At 62.4% G+C, this 17,928-nt stretch carries 17 protein-coding genes; 11 read left to right on the top strand and 6 right to left on the bottom strand.

Going from position 1 to position 17,928, the window contains the following annotated elements; translation table 11 throughout:
• From DFP86_RS07250 to ccoG, 5 genes are all read left to right on the top strand, one after another.
• Complete coding sequence (locus DFP86_RS07250; RefSeq protein ID WP_133679662.1) at nucleotides 1–1,143, top strand: ABC transporter permease; 1,143 nt, start codon at nucleotides 1–3, stop codon at nucleotides 1,141–1,143.
• Complete coding sequence (locus DFP86_RS07245; protein ID WP_133679660.1) at nucleotides 1,136–2,065, top strand: ABC transporter ATP-binding protein; 930 nt, start codon at nucleotides 1,136–1,138, stop codon at nucleotides 2,063–2,065. Before DFP86_RS07250 ends, DFP86_RS07245 begins: the two co-directional genes overlap by 8 nt.
• Nucleotides 2,066–2,079: 14 nt before the next feature.
• Entirely contained in the window at nucleotides 2,080–2,847 is a 768-nt protein-coding gene (locus tag DFP86_RS07240; protein WP_133679658.1) for an ABC transporter permease, read from the top strand.
• 78 nt (nucleotides 2,848–2,925) lie between these two features.
• A complete protein-coding gene (locus DFP86_RS07235; protein ID WP_133679656.1) occupies nucleotides 2,926–3,330 on the top strand; it encodes a nuclear transport factor 2 family protein in 405 nt (134 codons plus the stop codon).
• A gap of 100 nt (nucleotides 3,331–3,430) precedes the next feature.
• Nucleotides 3,431–4,774, top strand: coding sequence for a cytochrome c oxidase accessory protein CcoG (gene ccoG, locus DFP86_RS07230; RefSeq protein ID WP_133679654.1), 1,344 nt, complete (start codon nucleotides 3,431–3,433; stop codon nucleotides 4,772–4,774).
• On the opposite strand, the gene DFP86_RS07225 is transcribed toward ccoG, so the two are convergent.
• The gene (locus tag DFP86_RS07225; RefSeq protein WP_133679652.1) at nucleotides 4,743–6,095 is read right to left on the bottom strand and encodes an aminotransferase-like domain-containing protein; all 1,353 of its coding nucleotides are present in this window, start codon (nucleotides 6,093–6,095) and stop codon (nucleotides 4,743–4,745) included. The genes ccoG and DFP86_RS07225 overlap by 32 nt on opposite strands.
• A 125-nt stretch (nucleotides 6,096–6,220) precedes the next feature.
• On the bottom strand, nucleotides 6,221–6,478 hold the full coding sequence (locus DFP86_RS07220) for a hypothetical protein (RefSeq protein WP_133679650.1): 258 nt from the start codon (nucleotides 6,476–6,478) through the stop codon (nucleotides 6,221–6,223).
• A gap of 291 nt (nucleotides 6,479–6,769) precedes the next feature.
• Here DFP86_RS07220 and DFP86_RS07215 point away from each other — a divergent pair, with 291 nt between their 5' ends.
• Complete coding sequence (locus DFP86_RS07215; RefSeq protein ID WP_133679648.1) at nucleotides 6,770–7,996, top strand: MFS transporter; 1,227 nt, start codon at nucleotides 6,770–6,772, stop codon at nucleotides 7,994–7,996.
• A 7-nt stretch (nucleotides 7,997–8,003) separates the two neighbouring features.
• Here the strand turns inward: DFP86_RS07215 and DFP86_RS07210 are convergent, their stop codons facing one another.
• Nucleotides 8,004–9,167, bottom strand: coding sequence for a multidrug effflux MFS transporter (locus DFP86_RS07210; protein WP_133679646.1), 1,164 nt, complete (start codon nucleotides 9,165–9,167; stop codon nucleotides 8,004–8,006).
• A gap of 159 nt (nucleotides 9,168–9,326) precedes the next feature.
• Here DFP86_RS07210 and DFP86_RS07205 point away from each other — a divergent pair, with 159 nt between their 5' ends.
• From DFP86_RS07205 to DFP86_RS07195, 3 genes are read left to right on the top strand one after another with little or no spacing between them, the layout of a single operon-like run.
• Nucleotides 9,327–11,342 (top strand): alkaline phosphatase, encoded by a 2,016-nt coding sequence (locus DFP86_RS07205; protein WP_133679644.1) that lies wholly within the window; start codon nucleotides 9,327–9,329, stop codon nucleotides 11,340–11,342.
• 17 nt (nucleotides 11,343–11,359) lie between these two features.
• Nucleotides 11,360–12,670 (top strand): hypothetical protein, encoded by a 1,311-nt coding sequence (locus tag DFP86_RS07200; protein WP_133679642.1) that lies wholly within the window; start codon nucleotides 11,360–11,362, stop codon nucleotides 12,668–12,670.
• Between the two features lie 26 nt (nucleotides 12,671–12,696).
• A complete protein-coding gene (locus DFP86_RS07195; protein WP_133679640.1) occupies nucleotides 12,697–13,146 on the top strand; it encodes a hypothetical protein in 450 nt (149 codons plus the stop codon).
• Between the two features lie 67 nt (nucleotides 13,147–13,213).
• Here DFP86_RS07195 and DFP86_RS07190 read toward each other — a convergent pair whose 3' ends face one another.
• The gene (locus DFP86_RS07190) at nucleotides 13,214–13,651 is read right to left on the bottom strand and encodes a GNAT family N-acetyltransferase (RefSeq protein WP_133679637.1); all 438 of its coding nucleotides are present in this window, start codon (nucleotides 13,649–13,651) and stop codon (nucleotides 13,214–13,216) included.
• A 290-nt stretch (nucleotides 13,652–13,941) separates the two neighbouring features.
• Between DFP86_RS07190 and DFP86_RS07185 the strand changes: the two genes are divergently transcribed.
• Together DFP86_RS07185 and DFP86_RS07180 are read left to right on the top strand one after the other, a co-directional pair.
• Nucleotides 13,942–14,871 carry an AEC family transporter gene (locus DFP86_RS07185; protein WP_133679636.1) on the top strand — a complete coding sequence of 310 codons (930 nt, stop codon included), beginning with the start codon at nucleotides 13,942–13,944 and terminating at the stop codon, nucleotides 14,869–14,871.
• A 36-nt stretch (nucleotides 14,872–14,907) separates the two neighbouring features.
• On the top strand, nucleotides 14,908–16,593 hold the full coding sequence (locus DFP86_RS07180; RefSeq protein ID WP_133679634.1) for an NAD-dependent malic enzyme: 1,686 nt from the start codon (nucleotides 14,908–14,910) through the stop codon (nucleotides 16,591–16,593).
• A 101-nt stretch (nucleotides 16,594–16,694) separates the two neighbouring features.
• Here DFP86_RS07180 and DFP86_RS07175 read toward each other — a convergent pair whose 3' ends face one another.
• Together DFP86_RS07175 and DFP86_RS07170 are read right to left on the bottom strand one after the other, a co-directional pair.
• Complete coding sequence (locus DFP86_RS07175; protein ID WP_133679632.1) at nucleotides 16,695–17,447, bottom strand: hypothetical protein; 753 nt, start codon at nucleotides 17,445–17,447, stop codon at nucleotides 16,695–16,697.
• Nucleotides 17,447–17,632, bottom strand: a complete 186-nt coding sequence (locus DFP86_RS07170) for a hypothetical protein (protein WP_133679630.1) — start codon at nucleotides 17,630–17,632, stop codon at nucleotides 17,447–17,449. The genes DFP86_RS07175 and DFP86_RS07170 overlap by 1 nt, the downstream gene beginning before the upstream one ends.
• Nucleotides 17,633–17,928: the final 296 nt, after the last annotated feature.

Raw genomic sequence — 17,928 nt, 5'->3', positions numbered from 1 at the left:
ATGAAACGGTACGCACCGGTGCAAGGGGTGTTGGCGCTTTGTATCTTGATGTCCCTGTTCGGCTTGCCGTTTCTACGCTTTGCGCCGAATCGCCTGTTGACCGGCGAGGGGTTGTCTTGGTGGCAGGCGCCATTGGGGCCTGGGCACTGGGCCTGCGTGCTGCCGCTCGGATGGCTGCTGTCGGCACGGTGGCCCGGGAATCGTTTCGCGCGCGGCGCGGATATGCTGGTCGCCGTGCTGTGGTTACTGTTGCTGCCATGGCTGGCCGGCACGACAGCCCGGCAATGGGTGCCCGATGCCGACAGTCTGGCGCGCGTTTCGCTCGGCGCCGGATTTTGGTTGTCTTGGGGATTGGCCGCGTTACTGCTGAGCGAGCGCTTGCGTGAAGCCGGTTGGCCGCTCTGGCGTCGGGGGCTGATCTGGGGGGCGACGATCTTGCTGCTGGTCGGCGAAGGGCTCGTCGGTGCGCTCGATGATTTATCGCTATTGCGGGAGTACGGCAATCATCAGGATGCCTTCGAACTGGCCTTCGGTCAGCACATCCGTCTAGTGGTGTTTTCCGTGCTGCCGGCTGTTGTGCTGGGCGCGTTGCTTGGCATGGCCGCGGCCCGCCACAACCGTTTGCAAGGTCCGCTGTTCGCCGTGCTCAATCTGATCCAGACCTTGCCGTCGATCGCCCTGTTCGGCCTGCTGTTGGCGCCATTGGCCTGGCTCGGCGAGCGGCTGCCCGCTTCGGGCATTGCTGGCATCGGCATGGCGCCGGCGCTGTTGGCGCTGATGCTGTATTCGCTATTGCCCATCACTCGCGGCACGCTGGCCGGGCTGCAACAAGTGCCGGCGGCGGCCGTCGACGCGGCGCGCGGCATGGGCATGAGTCCACGGCAGATCCTGTGGCGCGTCGAACTGCCGCTGGCTTTGCCGGTATTTCTGGCGGGTGTGCGTATCACCGCCGTGCAGGCGGTCGGACTGGCCGTCGTGGCCGCGCTGATCGGCGCCGGCGGCTTCGGCACCATCATGTTCCAGGGGCTTTCCGGCAGCGCACTCGACCTAGTGCTGCTCGGGGTGATCCCGGTGGTGGCCATGGCGATCGCGGTCGATTTGCTCTTCAAGCTCATCAGTGCTGGGGTGGCACGCCATGATTGATATCTCGCAAGTCAGCAAGACCTTCGGCAGTGCGGGGCCGGCGGTGGACGACCTGAGCTTGCATATTGCGACCGGCGAATTCGTGGTGCTGATCGGTGCCTCGGGTTCCGGCAAGTCCACCACCTTGCGCATGATCAACCGGCTGGTCGAACCCGATCGCGGCAGTATCCGCTTTGCCGGCGTCGATATCCGCCAGATCAAGCCGGAGGCACTGCGTCGACGCATGGGATACGCCATCCAGTCGACTGGCTTGTTTCCGCACTGGACCGTGGCGCAGAACATCGCCACCGTACCGCAGTTGTTGAAATGGTCGAAGGCGCGCGTCGCCGATCGGATCGACGAGTTGTTGACGTTGCTGCATCTCGATCCGGACGCGTTTCGCGGCCGTTATCCACATCAACTCTCCGGTGGGCAGCAGCAGCGTGTCGGTGTGGCGCGGGCATTGGCCGCCGACCCGGATGTGCTGTTGATGGACGAGCCGTTCGGCGCCCTCGACCCGGTGACCCGTGCCACCTTGCAAGCTGAGTTGTTGCGCATCCATGCCCTGTCCGGCAAGACCGTGGTGTTGGTGACGCACGATATCGACGAGGCGTTGCAGCTGGGCAGTCGAATCGTGCTGATGAACCACGGACGGATCGTGCAGCAAGGCCGGCCGATCGATCTGTTGCGCCACCCGGCCAACACCTTCGTGCACGACTTCGTCGGCCGCACCGAGATCGGTATCCGGCTCTTGGCGCTCGACCGCGTGGCCAGCCGTCTGCGTCCCGGGGAGCGGGCGGCCGGCGAACCGATCTCCGCCGAGTTGTCGTTACGCGAGGCCTTGTCGGCTTTCGTGGCGCGACGGGTGGATCGTTTGCCGGTGGTCGACGAGCAGGGGCGGCCCGCCGGCGCATTATGCTTCGACGATTTGTTGGAGCGGTAAGGGGATCCTCGACGATGAGTCGGACGCAACGCGCTTTATCGTTTTGCCTGCTGGCGCTACTGGGGTTGGCGTACTGGCTGCCGCGTGCCGAACCGGTGTTCGCGGTGCTGTTTCCTGGTCGGGATCGGTTGATTTATCGCCAGGACACCTTCGTCGATCTGCTCGTGGCACACCTGTGGATCGTCGGTGTCTCCAGCGGGCTTGCCGCGCTGGCCGGCGTCGGTGTGGCGCTGGCGGTGAGGCGCGCGTGGGGGCGGGCGTTCCGCCCGCTGTTGGAGACGCTGCTAGCCATCAGCCAGGCGCTGCCCCCGGTGGCGGTGCTGGCGGTGGCCACTCCGCTGATCGGCTTCGGTCCGCTGCCGGCGCTGATTGCCTTATTCCTGTACGGACTGCTGCCGATTGCCCAAGGAACCCTGGCCGGCCTGGACTCGGTGCCGGCCAGCGCGCGCGAAGTGGCGTGCGGGCTTGGCATGACGCCGGCGCAGATCCTGCGGCATGTCGAGTTGCCGCTGGCTTCCCCGGTGATCCTTGCCGGCATCCGCACCTCGGTCACCATCAACATCGGCACTGCCGCGCTGGCCTCCACCGTCGGCGTGAAAACACTGGGGTTACCGATCATCATCGGACTGAGCGGGTTCAATACACCTTATGTGGTGCAGGGCGCGTTGATGGTTGGCCTGTTGGCGTTGACGGTCGATCAGGCCTTCGCGGTGCTGGCGCAGCCGCTGCGGCGCTGGCGCGAGCCGGACGGGCAGGAAACGCTCTCTGCGCTGACACTGTAAGCGGACGTAATTTCCCGTGCATTGCCATGCTAACGGCATGGTGCCAGAATGGCGTATTCCTTTTCCCCGGAGCATGCCATGACCCAGGCCGCCGCCCTCAATCTCGTGCGCGACTTCTGGCGCCGCATGGCCAGCAACGACTTCAATTCGGTGCGCACGCTGTTGGCCGCCGGTTTCGTCCTGGAGTGGCCGCAATCCAACGAGCGTATCCGCGGCGGCGAGCGCTTTGCGCGCATGAACCAGGAATATCCTGCGCACGGACCTTGGCGTTTTACCCTCAATCGGCTGATCGGCAGCGAGCACGAAGTGGTCAGCGATGTCAGCATTACCGACGGCGTACAGCATGCGCGCGCGATTTCCTTTTTTACCGTCGAAGACGGACTGATCGTGCGTTTGGTCGAGTATTGGCCCGAGCCCTATCCGGCCCCCGCCAATCGCGTCCATCTGACCGAGCCGCTGGACGGTGACGCGCAGGGGCGTTAGCGATCCTCACGCTGTATCCGTCATTTTTCGCAAACTGTGCCTGTCTGCCATTGGCGGGATTGCCTACCCTCGGGAGTCTTTTCACCAGAGGCAGATCCCGATGGCCACGCCATTGCAATTCCAGTCCATCAAGCTTTATCCGCGGCTGACCACCGGCCGTTACAACCGCTGGCGCGTCGGCTTCGTGCTGTCGACCCAAGCGGTTTTTTTTCTGTTGCCGTGGATCGACTGGCAGGGCCGCCAGGCGGTGCGCTTCGATTTCTCCAGCATGCGCGGTTACCTGTTCGGGTTGACCTTGCTGCCGGGTGATCTGATCTACCTGGCCGGCACGCTGATCTTGTGCGCGCTCGGCCTGTTCCTTTGGACCGCGCTGGCCGGTCGGTTGTGGTGCGGTTTCTCCTGTCCGCAGACCGTCTATAGCCAGATCATGCTGTGGATCGAACGTTGGATCGAGGGGCCGCCCAATGCGCGACGCAAACTGGATGCCGCGCCCTGGCGCTTAAGCAAGTTAGGCCGCAAGGGACTGACCCAGGGTGTGATGATCGCCTTTTCGCTCGCGACCGGTTGGACGCTGGTGGGCTATTTCACGCCGGTGCGCGAACTGGCGCCGCGGCTATTGAACGGGGCCCCCGGGCAATGGGAAGCGATGTTCGCGCTCGGCTACGCCGGCTTCACCTGGCTGCTGGGCGGCCACCTGCGCGAAAGCGTGTGCAAGCACATGTGCCCGTATGCCCGTTTCCAGAGCGCCATGTTCGATGCCGACACCTTGTTGGTGACCTATGACGCCGAGCGCGGCGAGCCGCGCGGCAGTCTGCGCCGGCAGGCTGGCGGCGCGTGCATCGACTGCGGAATTTGCGTCCAGGTCTGTCCGACCGGCATCGATATCCGGCAGGGGCTGCAATACGAATGCATCGGCTGTGCCGCCTGTATCGATGCTTGCGACCAAGTGATGGACAAGATCGGCCAGCCGCGCGGGCTGATCCGGCTTGATCGCCTGGCCCCGGCGGCACAAGCCGAAGCCAAGCCGCTTTGGCGCCGGCCGCGCGTGGCGGTGTACAGCGGCTCGATGAGTGTGCTGGTGCTGTTGATGGTCTGGGGATTGGCGGTGCGCGAGCCCTTCCGAGTGGATGTCTTGCGCGACCGGGCGGTGATGGCGCGCGAGACCGACGATGGCCTGATCGAAAACCTGTATACCCTGCGCATTCAGAACACGCGGCCGCAAGCGCGGCGTTACGCACTCAAGGTGCAAGGGGAGGGGGTGGTGCGCACCGACTTGCGCCAGCCGTTGCTGGCGCCGGCCGACGGGACCGCCAGCGTGCAATTGGCGGTGGCCGCCGATCCGTCGATTCTGGCGCGCGGCAGCCATCGCTTGACCTTCGAACTGGTCGACTTGAGCGAACCGCAACATCGCGTCAGCGAGCCGGGTCGCCTGCTGATGCCCTGAGCGGCGCAGACCCTAACGCTTGGATCAACCAGTCGAAGGCGCCGGCTTGCTGCGCCGGGTCGTAATAACTGGCATTGATGCGCAATGCGCGTTGTCCTGCCTCGTTCGGCTGGCACCAATATCCCGGTGCCAGTTGAATGCCGTGTTGCTGCGCCTGGGCGGCGAGCGCCGTGGTGTCGACCGGCAGGTCGCGCAGCCAGACGAAGTAGCCCCCCTGTGCCGGCGTATGGCGCAGCCAAGGCAGGTGGCTCGACAGCAGGCTTTCCAGGTGGTGCACCTTGCCCGCCAATTTGCTGGTCAGCGCATCGAGCAGCGGGCGCTGCTTGCCCTGCGCCAGCAGCTCGGCCAGTGCCATCTGATTCGGTAGGGGAGAGGCCAGCGTCTGCGCCAGTTTCAGCCGGCGGCAGATATCGGCGTAGCGTCCCGGCAGCAACCAGCCCAGCCGGTAACCCGGCGTCAAGGTCTTGGAAAAGGTTGCGCACAGCAATACGCGGCCGTCCCGGTCGGCGGCCTTGAGCGGTACCGGCGTCGCAGAGTGAAAGCCGAGCCAGCGGTAAGCGTCGTCCTCGATGATCGCCACGTCGTGTCGCTCGGCCAATTGCAGCAACGCCTGCCGTGCCATCGGCCCGAGAGTCAGCCCATGCGGATGACCGTAGGTGCTCATCAGGGCGATGGCCTGGATGCGCCCTTGCGCCAGCGCCTGTTCGAGGCTGTCCAGCGCCGGCATGCCGTCAGGCTGCAAGTCGAACGGCCAGATGCGCACCCCTTGTTCGGAGAGCCTGCTGAGCAGGCCGGGGAAGGCGGGCAGCAGCACGGCCACCCCGGGGTGCGCCTGTCCCTGCGTGACCGCCGAGATGGCGAGCGACAGCGCCTCCATGCCGCCGCACGTCACCAGCACCTCATTGGCGTGAACCTCCCAGCCCTCATCGTGCGCTAGCCGGGCGATCTGACGTCGCAGCGCCGGCAGACCAGCCAGCGCCGGGTCGGCCAGCACACGCTGGTAGTGGCGCATGGCATTGAAAAAAGCGTGGGTCAGTACGCGGGTATCGTGCAGTTGCGGATTGATGAAAGGCGCGCCCAGCGGCGCCGCCAGATGATCGTTCGCGCCGGCCGCGCCATGCGCGACCACATAACCGCTGCGCGGCCGCGCCTCGACATAGCCGAGTCGCTCCAGCTCCTCGTAAGCGCGGCGCGCGGTATTCAGGCTGACGGCAAAACGTTGTTCGCAATGGCGCAAGGAGGGGATCAGTTCGCCGGGTAGGTAATCGCCGTGTTCGATACTGTGGATCAGGTGCTGAACCAATTCGCCGTATTTGCTCACATGGGGTCCCTGTTAGGTCAGGCCTCATTATGCTGGGCAATGCAATGGCTGTCATGAATATGTCATGGGGTGGTGCGAGCGCACCCGGCCGGAGGGCTGAGCCCTCCGCCTCTGGTTGAAGGCCGTTAGTCGGCCGTTAGAATCAGGCAATTCGCCAGCCGGCGCACATGCGCGCCCTCGGGCAGAAACATCCACGACATGTTGGCATCGATCGGCTCGAACGCCCAAAACAACCGGTTATCGACGATCAAACGACACTTGTCGGAATTTGGACGACTCCGACGCGGCAAGCTCAACATGGAAAACAGCGAAAACAACTGCTGCGGGTGGGAATCCTGATTTTGAGAAAAGACAGGGACTGGATTAACATTTCGAGTAGCCACGCTAACTCCTTGTGTGAGTTGGTTTGGTCAGCGGATCCGGCGGTGTTACCGCACCCCGGGTTCGCGCCTCATACGGCAAATGCCGCACCGGTAGCCTACCCAGCCGCACACCAACTGACAACCAAGCGCGGCCGTCAGAAAATGCTGAAATTGTGCGCCCACCATTACTCTGTAGGAGCAGCTTTAGCCGCGAATAGCGGACCGGGAGGAATCGCGGCTCAAGCCGCTACAGCGCGTGGCCTGGCGCATATGCGAGTACAATGACAGTGTTTCGCTAGCCGTCGCCTTGTCATGACCACCCCCTCTTCATCCTCGACCAGTAGCAAACTCGTGGCCGGTTCGCCGGCATTTTGGCGCAGCGCGCGCGGCATGTTCGCCGGCGGTTTCGGCACCTTCGCCATGCTCTATTGCTTGCAACCGCTGATGCCGCAATTCAGCCAGGCATTCGGCGTCAGCGCCGCCCAGGCCAGTGGCGTGGTGTCTGCCTCTACCGCCAGCTTGGCGCTGGGATTGCTGCCCGCCAGTTGGCTGGCCGACCGCGTCGGACGCAAACCGCTGATGGTGGCGGCATTGAGCTTGTCGGCGCTACTGACGCTGGGATGTGCGCTGGCTTCCAGCTTCGGTCAATTGTTGGTGTTGCGCGCCTTGGTCGGGTTGGCGTTGGCTGGCTTGCCCGCCACCGCCATGGCCTATCTGGCCGAAGAAATGGAGCCCGCCTCGCTAGGCCGGGTGATGGGACTGTACGTCGGCGGCAATGCGCTGGGCGGTATGGGTGGGCGCCTGCTGGCCGCGCTGGTGGTTGAGCGTTATAGCTGGCGCGTCGCCCTGGTGTTGATCGGGGTGCTCGGGGTGCTGACGGCGTTGGTGTTCTGGCGCAATTTGGCGCCGTCGCGCCACTTTCGGCCGCTGCGCGGCTCCCTGGGGGGCATGTGGCGCGATGCGCGGGCGCATGCCGGCGACGCCGGTCTGCCTTGGCTATTTTTCACTTCTTTCGCGCTGATGGGCTGCTTCGTCAGTGTCTACAACTATCTGGGCTACCGGCTGGCGGCGCCGCCCTATTCGTTGAGTCCGGGTACCATCGGCCTGGTGTTCGCCCTGTACATGGTCGGCTCTTTAGCCTCGGCGTGGGGTGGGCGGTTGTCCGATCGGCTCGGGCGGCGCAACGTGCTGTGGCTGACGCAATGTATCGTATTGACTGGCCTGGGATTGACCTTGGCGGTCCCCTTGGTCGCGATCGTCGCCGGGCTGACCTTGTGTACCGTGGGTTTCTTCGCCGGTCATTCGGTGGCCAGCAGTTGGGTTGGCTTGCGCGCCCGCCAGGGCAGGGCATTGGCTTCCGCCTTGTATTTGGCCTGTTACTACTTGGGCGGCAGCATCGTCGGATCGGCTTCCGGTGTGGCTTTCGGCATGTACGGCTGGCACGGCGTCATCGGACTGTTGGCGCTGGTGCAACTGGCGGCGCTGGCGGCTGCGCTGCGTTTGCGCCAAGTCCAGCCCTTGCCGCGCCCGCCGAGCTGATGCGGGCTCAGGCGTGATCCGTCGCCTGTAGCAGCAGGTTTGTTCCGACCAGCAGGATGATGGCCCCGCCCAACGCCCATTCGGGCGGCAGCGGCAGCGCCGCCAGTGTGGCCGATAATGCCGAGGCGAACAGCATCTGACTACAGCCCAGTACGGCAGCGGCTCGGCCGGCCATGGCGCCGAAGGGGGCCATGGCCAGGCTACCGGCCGGTCCAAGGGTACAGGCGAACCCTATCCCCAAGATTCCCACCGGCAGCATGTAATGCCAGGCACCCGCCTGACCCGACAGCGCCAGCATCACCCCCCCTGCCAGCAGCATGCATGCCAGACCGGTTCGTAACACATGGCGCAGCTTGAAACGGCCGATGGTGCGCAGGCTGACGAAGCTCGCCGCCATGATCAGCAAAGCATTGCCGCCGAATAGCAAGCCGAAATCGGTGGTACCCACTCCGCCGCGTGCGATCAGTACGGTCGGCGCCAGCGTGACGTAGCTGATGATCAATCCCAGCGAGGTACAGCAGCAGAAACCATGTCGCAGCATGGCCGGGTGGGCCAGTACTTTGATCAGTGGCAGTGGCGCCCGATTCCCCGGCTGCTCGATTCGGGTCTCCGGCATCTGCCAGGCGAGCAGGCCGGCCGCGGCTAGCGCGGACACCGTCAGCAACCAGAAGCAGGACTGCCAACCCAATTGCAGGCTCAGCCAGCCGCCCAGTACCGGTGCGAGCGCCGGTACGATGTTGAGCGCGCCATTGAGTAAGTTGTAGCGCCGTGCCGCGGCATCGCCCGCGAAACGGTCGCGGATCACCGCGAAGGCGCAGACCGAGCTGGCGCTGGCGCCCAGCCCCTGTGCCAGACGCAATAACAGAAAGGCGCTCAGATGTGTCGTTAGACTGGCGAGCCCAGCGCTGGCGGCATACAGCACCAGCCCAAGCAATGCGACCGGGCGTCGGCCGAAGCGATCGGCTAGCGGGCCGAACAGCAACTGGCCCAGTCCGAGACTAAAGACGAATACGCTGATGCTGGCCGAGACGTTGGCCTGGAAATGCCGCTCGATCGCCGGTAAGGCCGACAGATAAAGATCGATGCCCAAGGGGTTGAACAGGATCAACAGCAGCGCGGCGACGGTGGCCGCATCAAGCGCACGGCGCGGGGAAATGGCTTGAGACAGCATGATATGCCGGCAAGTTAAAGCGCCATGCTAACAAAGCGCGACGTTCGGTGGAATGACCGAACATGCGATATGAAACGTCTCTGAAAAGTAATCGCCATCTGGCGGTCATGTTTATGTATTTATCATGGTGCCCCTTCGACGACTCAGGATGGGATGTCCATGAATAACGATAACTCTCTTTGCACCTTGATATTGGCGGCGCTGACGAGCGGATGGCTCGCCGGTGCGAACGCCGCCCCGGTCATTTCGCGCCTGACGCCGCCAAGCGAACTGTTCGCCAGCGGCCAGAGCGACCCGGTAGTGGCCCGCTTCCTGCCGGGTCAGCGTTTCGATCTGCAGGCCACCATCCGGCCGGATGCCGCCGGCAAATCGATTATCCAGGCCGATTTCGCCATCGATGGCCAGAAGCTGCCATTGCGCGTCGCCTACAAGACTTGCGACAGCGGTTGCGTGGCCGGTATGCCGGCCAATGCCACCATCGCCACCCTCCGGGCCGTCAGCGTGACGGCGCCCGGCCGGCATACGTTGACCCTGACGGCCACGCAAAACGACGGTCAGACCGTGACGGCCCGGGGTAACTTCGAGGTCGTTCCCTTGACGACCGGTGGCCGCAAGGTCAAGAACATCATCATCATGTTGGGCGACGGCATGGGCGCGTCCCAGCGAACCGCGGCGCGCATCGTCGGTGGCGGTTATGCGCAGGGCAAGACCATCCGGCCCTTGGCCATGGATAGCTTCCCGGTGACCGGCATGGTCAAGACCGCCTCGCTCAACTCGGTGGTGACCGACTCTTCCCCCGGCATGACCAGCTACGTCTCCGGCAACAAGAACAACAATAACGAAGAGGGCGTGTTTCCGGACGATACCGTCGACCCGTTCGACAATCCGCGTATCGAATATTTGAGCGAATACCTGCATCGCACGCAGGGCAAGGCGCTGGGGCTGGTGACCACCGCCGACGTATTCGATGCCACCCCGGCCGGCAACGCAGTGCATACCAGCAACCGCGGCGCCGGTACCGGTATCGTCGACCAATTCTTCGACGACCGCGGGCTGACCGGTCTGACGGTGCTGATGGGCGGGGGGCGCAAGTGGTTCCTGCCGTCGAGCATGCCGGGGTCGGCACGTAGCGAAAAGAATGGCTACGCGTTTTCCGCCAGCGACGCGCATACCGCGGAAATCGTCCGTCGCTGGGGCGCTGCGCCGGGCACGCGCAATCCGGCGCGCGATCTGTTGGGCGAGTTCCAATCGGCCGGTTTCGCCTACGCCCCCGACAAAACCGCCCTGGATCGCATCGATCCGACCAAGACCGACCGCTTGCTCGGCCTGTTCGCGCTGTCCAACATGAATGTGGCGCTGGATAAGATCGCGGGCCGCCGCGATAAGGCACGCGGTGCGACCGGCTCAGTGGTGGACGACTATGGTTTTCCGGATCAGCCGATGCTGGACGAGATGACCGATAAGGCACTGGCCGTTCTGGCGCGGCAACCGCAGGGCTTCGTGCTGATGGTGGAGGGCGCGTCGATCGACAAGCAGGCGCACAACATGGATACCGAGCGCTGGATTCTGGAAACCCTCGAATTCGACCGCGCCATCCGCCGGGTCAAGGATTTCGCCGCGCAGCGCGGCGACACCCTGGTCATCGTGACGGCCGATCATGAATGCGCCGGCGCCTCGCTGATCGGTGCATCGCGCGTGACCGATGCCCGCTTGCAGGCGCTGGTGCGAGAGGGGGGCGGCACGACGTTGCGCGACAAGGTGGTCGGCGTCTATGAACAGGCGGGCTTCCCCAAATACCGTATTGCCGCGGACGGTTATCCGGAAACCACCGATATCGACTATCGGCTGTTGGTCGGTTATGGCGCCAACGCCGACCGCCATGAGGACTATCGCACCAACGATCGCCCGTTGCAGGATTCACAGCAACCCTTCGTCAAACAGACGCCGCTGGCGACTTATCCGGCCTCGGCGCGCGAGCGCGACCTGGAGGGCAAGCTGCTGTTGATTGGGCAAGTGCCGGGTGAAAGCGCGGTGCACACCGCCACCGATATTCCGCTGTCGGCTTATGGGCCGGGCGCTTGGTCGTTCACCGGGGTACAGGACAATACCGATGTGTTTTTCAAGTTGGTGCAGGCCACGCGCGGCGTGGTGATGCCCGCTGGCCTCTTTCGATGACTAAAGGAACAAACCGGATGAAACGATCGACTCTCGGCGCCAGCCTGACGGTTTTGGCGCTGCTACTCGTCTGCCGGCCGGCGACGGCGGCGGACATGCCCCAACCCGGTGCCGGCAATGCCCGCGCCGCGACGTTGGCGCACTCGTCGCCGCTGGTCATGTCCGCCATGGATATGCTGCAAGAGCGGCTCAAATCGCTGCGTTCGACCACGCTCAGGGCCGAGCTCGACGAATTGATGCATGCGGAACGGGCGTGCATTCGCCATCGCGCCGGACTGGGTGAAGCCGACAAACAACGCATCGTCGACGCGCTCAAAGCGGCCGGCCTGGTGGACGAGGCCGAGGGGGCGGCCTTTCCCGGCGGTTTGATGGCCGGTATCTTCCCGCCGGTGTCGCAAGACGGTAGCCGTTGTCCGCGCATGCCGCAGCCGTTCTATGCCGCACCGGGCGGCGCCAACGGCGGCCACCATTCCGAGCCGGGCGGCCTGCCGGTGCATGAGGCCTTCAACGATCTGAGCGCCCTGTCGTTGGCCGACAACTATGACGCCGTGTACGGTCAGCTCGGTCCCGACGGCTTGCCGATCGTGGTGCGCGGCCGGCGCACACCGAGTCGCGGGGTGAACCGAGGCGCTTTTGTCATCGATAGCGATATCGTCGCCGCCGCGCCGATCTGGCACGACTGGGCCAAGACGCTGGTGTTCCAATGGAACGCCGACGGCACGGAATTCCCCGAGCTGAATTTCGGCGGCAACGGCAAAACCGACAACCAGGGGCAGGAGGGCAATAGCAAGACCGGTGCCCACCACATCCTGGGTTTGGCCGAGGCGATGAAGCGCGGCATGCCGCCCGACTTCGTGGTGACCGTGGCTAGCGCGCATGCCGTACCCACTTACGGCGGCGAGTACAAGGTGGTCAACTGGCTACGCGCGGCGGCCATCCTGGCCGGCATCGATCCCTACGCGCGGGGCTATCTGCGACGCGACGCCCTGGGGGTGCCACGCCTGCCCGCCGTGCGCGCGCTGGGCGAAGTCGATCTGAATGCCGCGCCGAAGACGCAACCCAACGTCTTGGTCGAGTACATCCTGCATAACCTGTCGGATGCCGACTTCAACTTCACCGGCCCGGCCGCGGCCGCCGTCGGCCAGGTGATCGACCGCCTGGCGCCGGAGTACGGCCATACGCCGCAGGACGCCGACTACCTCTTCGCCTATCGTCATCCGGTATTGAGCTATTTGTCGGCCGAGCGTTTGTTCATCCTCTACAGCAACGGCGGTCTGGACGCCGTGCGCAAGGAGCTGAACAAACTGAAGCAGCGGAGGCTGATTTGAATAGGAAGATACATAGGCGTGCGTGGTTGCTCTTGTCGGCAGGGCTGTGGCTAGGGGCGGCGCAGGCTGGCGACGACCCTGCGATCCGGCTGGATTTCCGCGACTTCCTCGCCGCGCCCATGGGGCGCGAGGGAATCCGCTGGAGTCCGGCGCTCTTGGCGGCCGACGGTCGCTCCGTGCAACTGGTCGGCTATATGGTCAAACAGGAGTCGCCGCCGGCCGGCGGCTTTATGTTGACCCCGCGTCCGGTGCAGATGAGCGAAGACTCGGACGGCGCTGCCGACGACCTCCCGCCGACTTGGGTCATGGTGCATCTCGACCCGTCGCAGGCGCACCATCTGGTGCCGTACACGTCGGGCCCAATCCAGTTGACGGGTGTCTTGAGCGTGGGGCGCGCCGAAGAGGCGGACGGCCGTGTTTCCTGGCTACGGCTGCAGCTCGCGCCGGAGGCGGTGCGCGAGCTAAAACGGTCGTAGGGTGCGTTCGCGAAGCAACGCACCAACCCACCACCGTCGATGGCGGGTTGCCTCCGGCGAACCCTCCCTACGCGGGATGGGCCAACAGCCAGTACGGCCCATCCTCGCCATCTCCGAGTTCCAGGGCTTGAAAGCCTTGTCGATCGTAGAAGCGCCGTGCCGGCAGATTTAGCGCTAGGCATTTGAGCGTATAGCGGCGCTGTCCCCAATCCGGTAGCGCCCGCAATAACGCGGGGCCGATGCCGAGACCCTGGCGGTCGGGCGCGGTGTATAGGTGGTGGATGAAGTCGTTGGCGGGCCAGACGCTGACGAACCCGACAATCCTGCCATCGTTCTCCTCTGCCACCCAGATACACTCTCCCTCGCTTTGCGCGCGTAGTTGTCCCTGGATGAAGTCGGCAGACGATTGCCAGTGGAAAGCCGCCTGGCGCGACAGTTGAAAAATGAGCTCGAGCACCGGCCAGTCATGCTCGCTGGCTGGGCGGACGATTACGGGCGTTGGCATGTTTCTGTGCGGTCTTTAGCGAACGGTCAAAGCTCTATGATATTTGCATTGTCGCTGCCGGGGTAGTGTCGCCCCGATTATCGGGAATCCGACACCCGCAAGTGCGTATTGTCGGGAATCCGTCATCGGGTAGCCAGGTATACAATTCGTTTTTATATAAAACGCATTGGTATCAATGGGTTGCATTGTTTCTGTTTGGTGTGTGTCAGCTGGCATGCGCCGTGCTGTATGCAAGTGGGCAAGTTGTACTTGTTCGCCACAACACACAGCACAAAACAGGAGCGTGACCCATGTTTGCCTCTCTTAACCAGATCTTTCTATCGCTGATTCCGGTGACTTTCGTCATCGTGCTCGGCTGGCTCGCCGGCTACAAGAAAATTATCGACAACAAACACAGTAGCAGCCTGGCGACCTATGTGATGAATTTCAGTTTCCCGTGCGGGTTGTTTCTGCTGACCGCCGGCAGCAAGCCGGCACAGTTGTTCAACGGTAGCTTCGTGCTGGCGTTCTGGCTCGGCCTGATGGGGATGTACGCCATCAGTTTCCTGATCTACAAGTTCCTGCTGGGCCGCCAGAGCCACGAAAGCGCGCAGGGTGCCTTCGTTTGTTCTTTCCCTGATATGGCGTTCATGGGCATTCCGATCTTCACCGCGCTTTTGGGCAAGGAGGCCGTGCTCTCGGTGGCCATCGGCAATATCTGCACTAGTCTGATCATGATCCCGGTGGTGACTTGGTTCATGAATGCGCGCGGCGCCGAACAGGAGAGCCTGGGCAAGTTGCTGTGGAAGGTGGTCAGTAAGCCGCTGGTGTTCGCGCCGGTGCTCGGCATTCTGTTCTCGCTGGCAGGCTTCCCGCTGCCGGAAATGCTCAAGCGTTCGCTGACCCTGATCAGCAGTGCGACTTCCGGTGTCTCGCTGTTCGCCTTGGGCCTGATCATGTCGAGCTTCACCATCAAGTTCACCCGGCTGGTCGGCATCAACATCCTGCTGAAGAACATCGTCCATCCGGCGCTGATGATGGGTTTGATCCTGTTGTTCGGCCTGAGCGGCACCTTCGCCAAGCAAGCCTTCCTGCTGACCGCCATGCCGACGGCCACCATGACCACCATGTTCGCGTTGAAGTACGACACGCTGCAGATGGAAAGCACCAGCACCGCGATTCTCGGCACCATCCTGTCCTTCCTGACCCTGACCGTGTGCATGATGCTGGTCGGTGTCTGAGGGCGTGTCTGCAAGTTTTAGAACGAGGTTTGAAAAATGAACACTACCGTGAAAGTGAAGCAGGTTCGGATCACCGGGCATGAACTGCTGGAACACCCGTTACTGAACAAAGGCACCGCCTTCACCCAGGAAGAGCGCGACATGCTGGGGCTCAACGGCATGCTGCCTGCGCGGGTGGAAACGCTGCAAGAACAGGTCGAGCGGGCGCTGCAGACTTTGCGCGCCCAGCCCGACCCGCTGGCGGGCTACGTTTATCTGCGCAGTCTGATGGACATCAACGAAACGCTGTACTACGCCGTGGTGTCGCGCGACCTGTACGGCATATTACCGCTGATCTATACCCCGACCGTCGGCGCCGGCTGCCAGCAGTTCAGCCATCTGTTCCGCCGGCCGCGCGGCTTGTTCTTGAGCATGGCCGATCAGGACCGGCTGGACGAGATCTTCGCCAGCCCCAGGTTGGATGCCGTGCGTTGCATCGTGGTGACCGATGGCGAACGCATTCTCGGCCTAGGCGATCAGGGGACCGGCGGCATGGGTATCCCCATCGGTAAACTGGCGATCTACACCGCCTGCGGCGGCATCGACCCCGCCACCACCTTGCCGATCATGCTCGATACCGGCACCAACAATCCGGAACGGCTGGCCGATCCGCTTTATCTGGGCGAGCGCCACGAACGGGCGCGCGGGGCGGCCTACGACGATTTCATCGAGGCCTTCGTGCGCGCGGTGAACAAGCGCTGGCCGAACGTGTTGCTGCAGTGGGAGGATTTCCACAAAAACAATGCCACCCGCCTATTGGAGAAGTACCGCGATCGCTTATGTACCTTCAACGACGACGTGCAGGGAACGGCCTCGATCGCCGCCGGTGCCTTGCTCGCCGCGGTGCGCCAGATCGGCGCGTCGCTGACCGAGCAACGCATTGCGATTCTCGGCGGCGGTTCGGCCGGTATCGGCATCGCCGAGCTGATCAAGCGCACCATGATGCAGGAAGGGCTGACGGAAGCCGAGGCGCGTCGCCGATTCTATGTGGTGGGCAGCCGCGGTCTGGTGACCGAGCAGACCACCGGCCTCGAGCCGTTCCAGCAAGCCTGGGCGCAAGATAGCGCACAGCTCGGTGCCTGGACGCTGGATCGGCCGGGACCAGCGATGTTGCTCGATGTGGTGCGCAATGTCCGGCCGACGGTGTTGGTGGGGGTGTCGGGCCAGTCGGGCGCCTTCCCGGAAGCGGTCATCCGCGAAATGGCGCGCCATTGCGAGCGGCCGATCGTGTTCCCGCTGTCGAACCCGACTTCCTGCGTCGAGGCGTTGCCGTCGGATATCGTCGAGTGGACCGAGGGGCGCGCCATCGTCGCAACCGGCAGTCCATTCGAGCCGTTCGATTATCGGGGCACGCGCCACTATTTCGCCCAGTGCAATAACTCGTATATCTTCCCCGGGGTCGGGCTGGGCGTGATCGCCGTCGGTGCGTGCCGCATCAGCGACGAGATGTTCATCGCCGCCTCGCGCGCGGTGGCCGAATTGTCGCCGGCCATGCATGAACCGGGCGGTAAGCTGCTGCCGGATCTGGCCGATATGCGCCAAGTGTCGCGCCACGTGGCGCTGGCGGTGGCGCACCAAGCCCGGGCGGAAGGGGCGATGCCGACGATGACCGATCGGCAGATCGCCGAAGCCATCGACGCCACCCAATGGCAGCCGGTATATCAACCTTACGCGCTGGCTTGAATATTAGTAGATATGCAAAGGGGATGGCGTAGCCATCCCCCGATCAAGAACGGTGTTAGCCCTATTCCTTAAAAGCTGGCCATGTATTTCAACGTGGGTTGCTATGGCGTTTCAAGAATTTCTTCCGAGAGCTCTGTGAAAATTGGTTGATCCGCTCGCGAAATGTAAGAATGGGCCGCATGGTCAAAGAATGCAACATTGGTTATTTCTGATACCGGAATCACAACTCTGAATTGGCCCAAGTCAACATTATCAGTATTTTTATAGAATTCCTGATAATCGTTTGTGAGCATGATTTTCATTGTGTCTTTATCTCGATAGCCGCTCAGAAGAGGGAGGATTGATGTATATTCTCGCCTGGAGAAATCATCCCTCGTGATTTGAGTCATGGCAAAGCCAATGTATATTTTCCGTGATTTCGTTGTTATTTGAATAGGAATAGTACTAGTTATAGAGATATATAAAATTGTCTCAAGCTCGTCTTCCAGGGTGACATTGACAATGGCAAGTTTGATTTGTCTTTGCGTATTGGCTGCCAATCCACAAATCCAGCCAAGGATGCATGAGAGAATGGCCCAGTAGAAAAGTGCCAACCATTCAGGTTTTATTGCCTCGGCAACGATTGGACTAAACCCTTTGGCCGTTTTCATTGGGCCGTAGCCCAGCGCATCGATAATCCATGCCCCTGCCAACACAAGAAGGCCAGCCAGCATCGAGAAAAGGATTCCCCAGGCACCGACGTGGAAATATGCATCCCACCCAGATGATTTGGCTTGCTTAAAACGTGAAAGTGGCCGCCTTCCAACAAACAGATGGCCACAAATGACGACAATCAATAATGCTATTGCGGCCATTAAGCTGTCTTCTGTACTGTTTTGTAAAATGCGTGGGCAGAGTTGAGAATTTTCTGGCGGGCTTCTGGATCGGAAAGGTTGAGACTCATTTTGCCATTGGATTTATTGATATGCACGCCAGTGCTTTTGTCGAGCATTGCGACAAGTTTTTGCGTTTCTTCATTTGGTCTACGAGTGAACACCATGGATTAGCTCCAGTAACGCAAAAACCCAAGTAGCATGTGTACATGCCCTAGCTACGACCACTGTGACATGCATATGCGTCTCAGGTTTCAAAAGATCATTGCAGGTCTTGATACCAGATACGCTGTGGTTCGATTCTAGCAGTTTATGTTTCTCGCGCAACGGCCTTACCAACACTGACCGGTATTTTTTTAGTTGGCATACTGTTGATGTTGTGGGTAACTTTCCTCTTTTGCTCCTCCGAGACCAATGTGAGTCCACTAGAGGGCTCCTCCAGCCTGCTTGACGCAATTGCACG

The organism is Paludibacterium purpuratum (genome assembly GCF_004363805.1).
Classification (GTDB): domain Bacteria; phylum Pseudomonadota; class Gammaproteobacteria; order Burkholderiales; family Chromobacteriaceae; genus Paludibacterium; species Paludibacterium purpuratum.
Note: the sequence above shows the minus strand (reverse complement) of the source record. Positions and strands in the feature narration are given on the sequence as shown.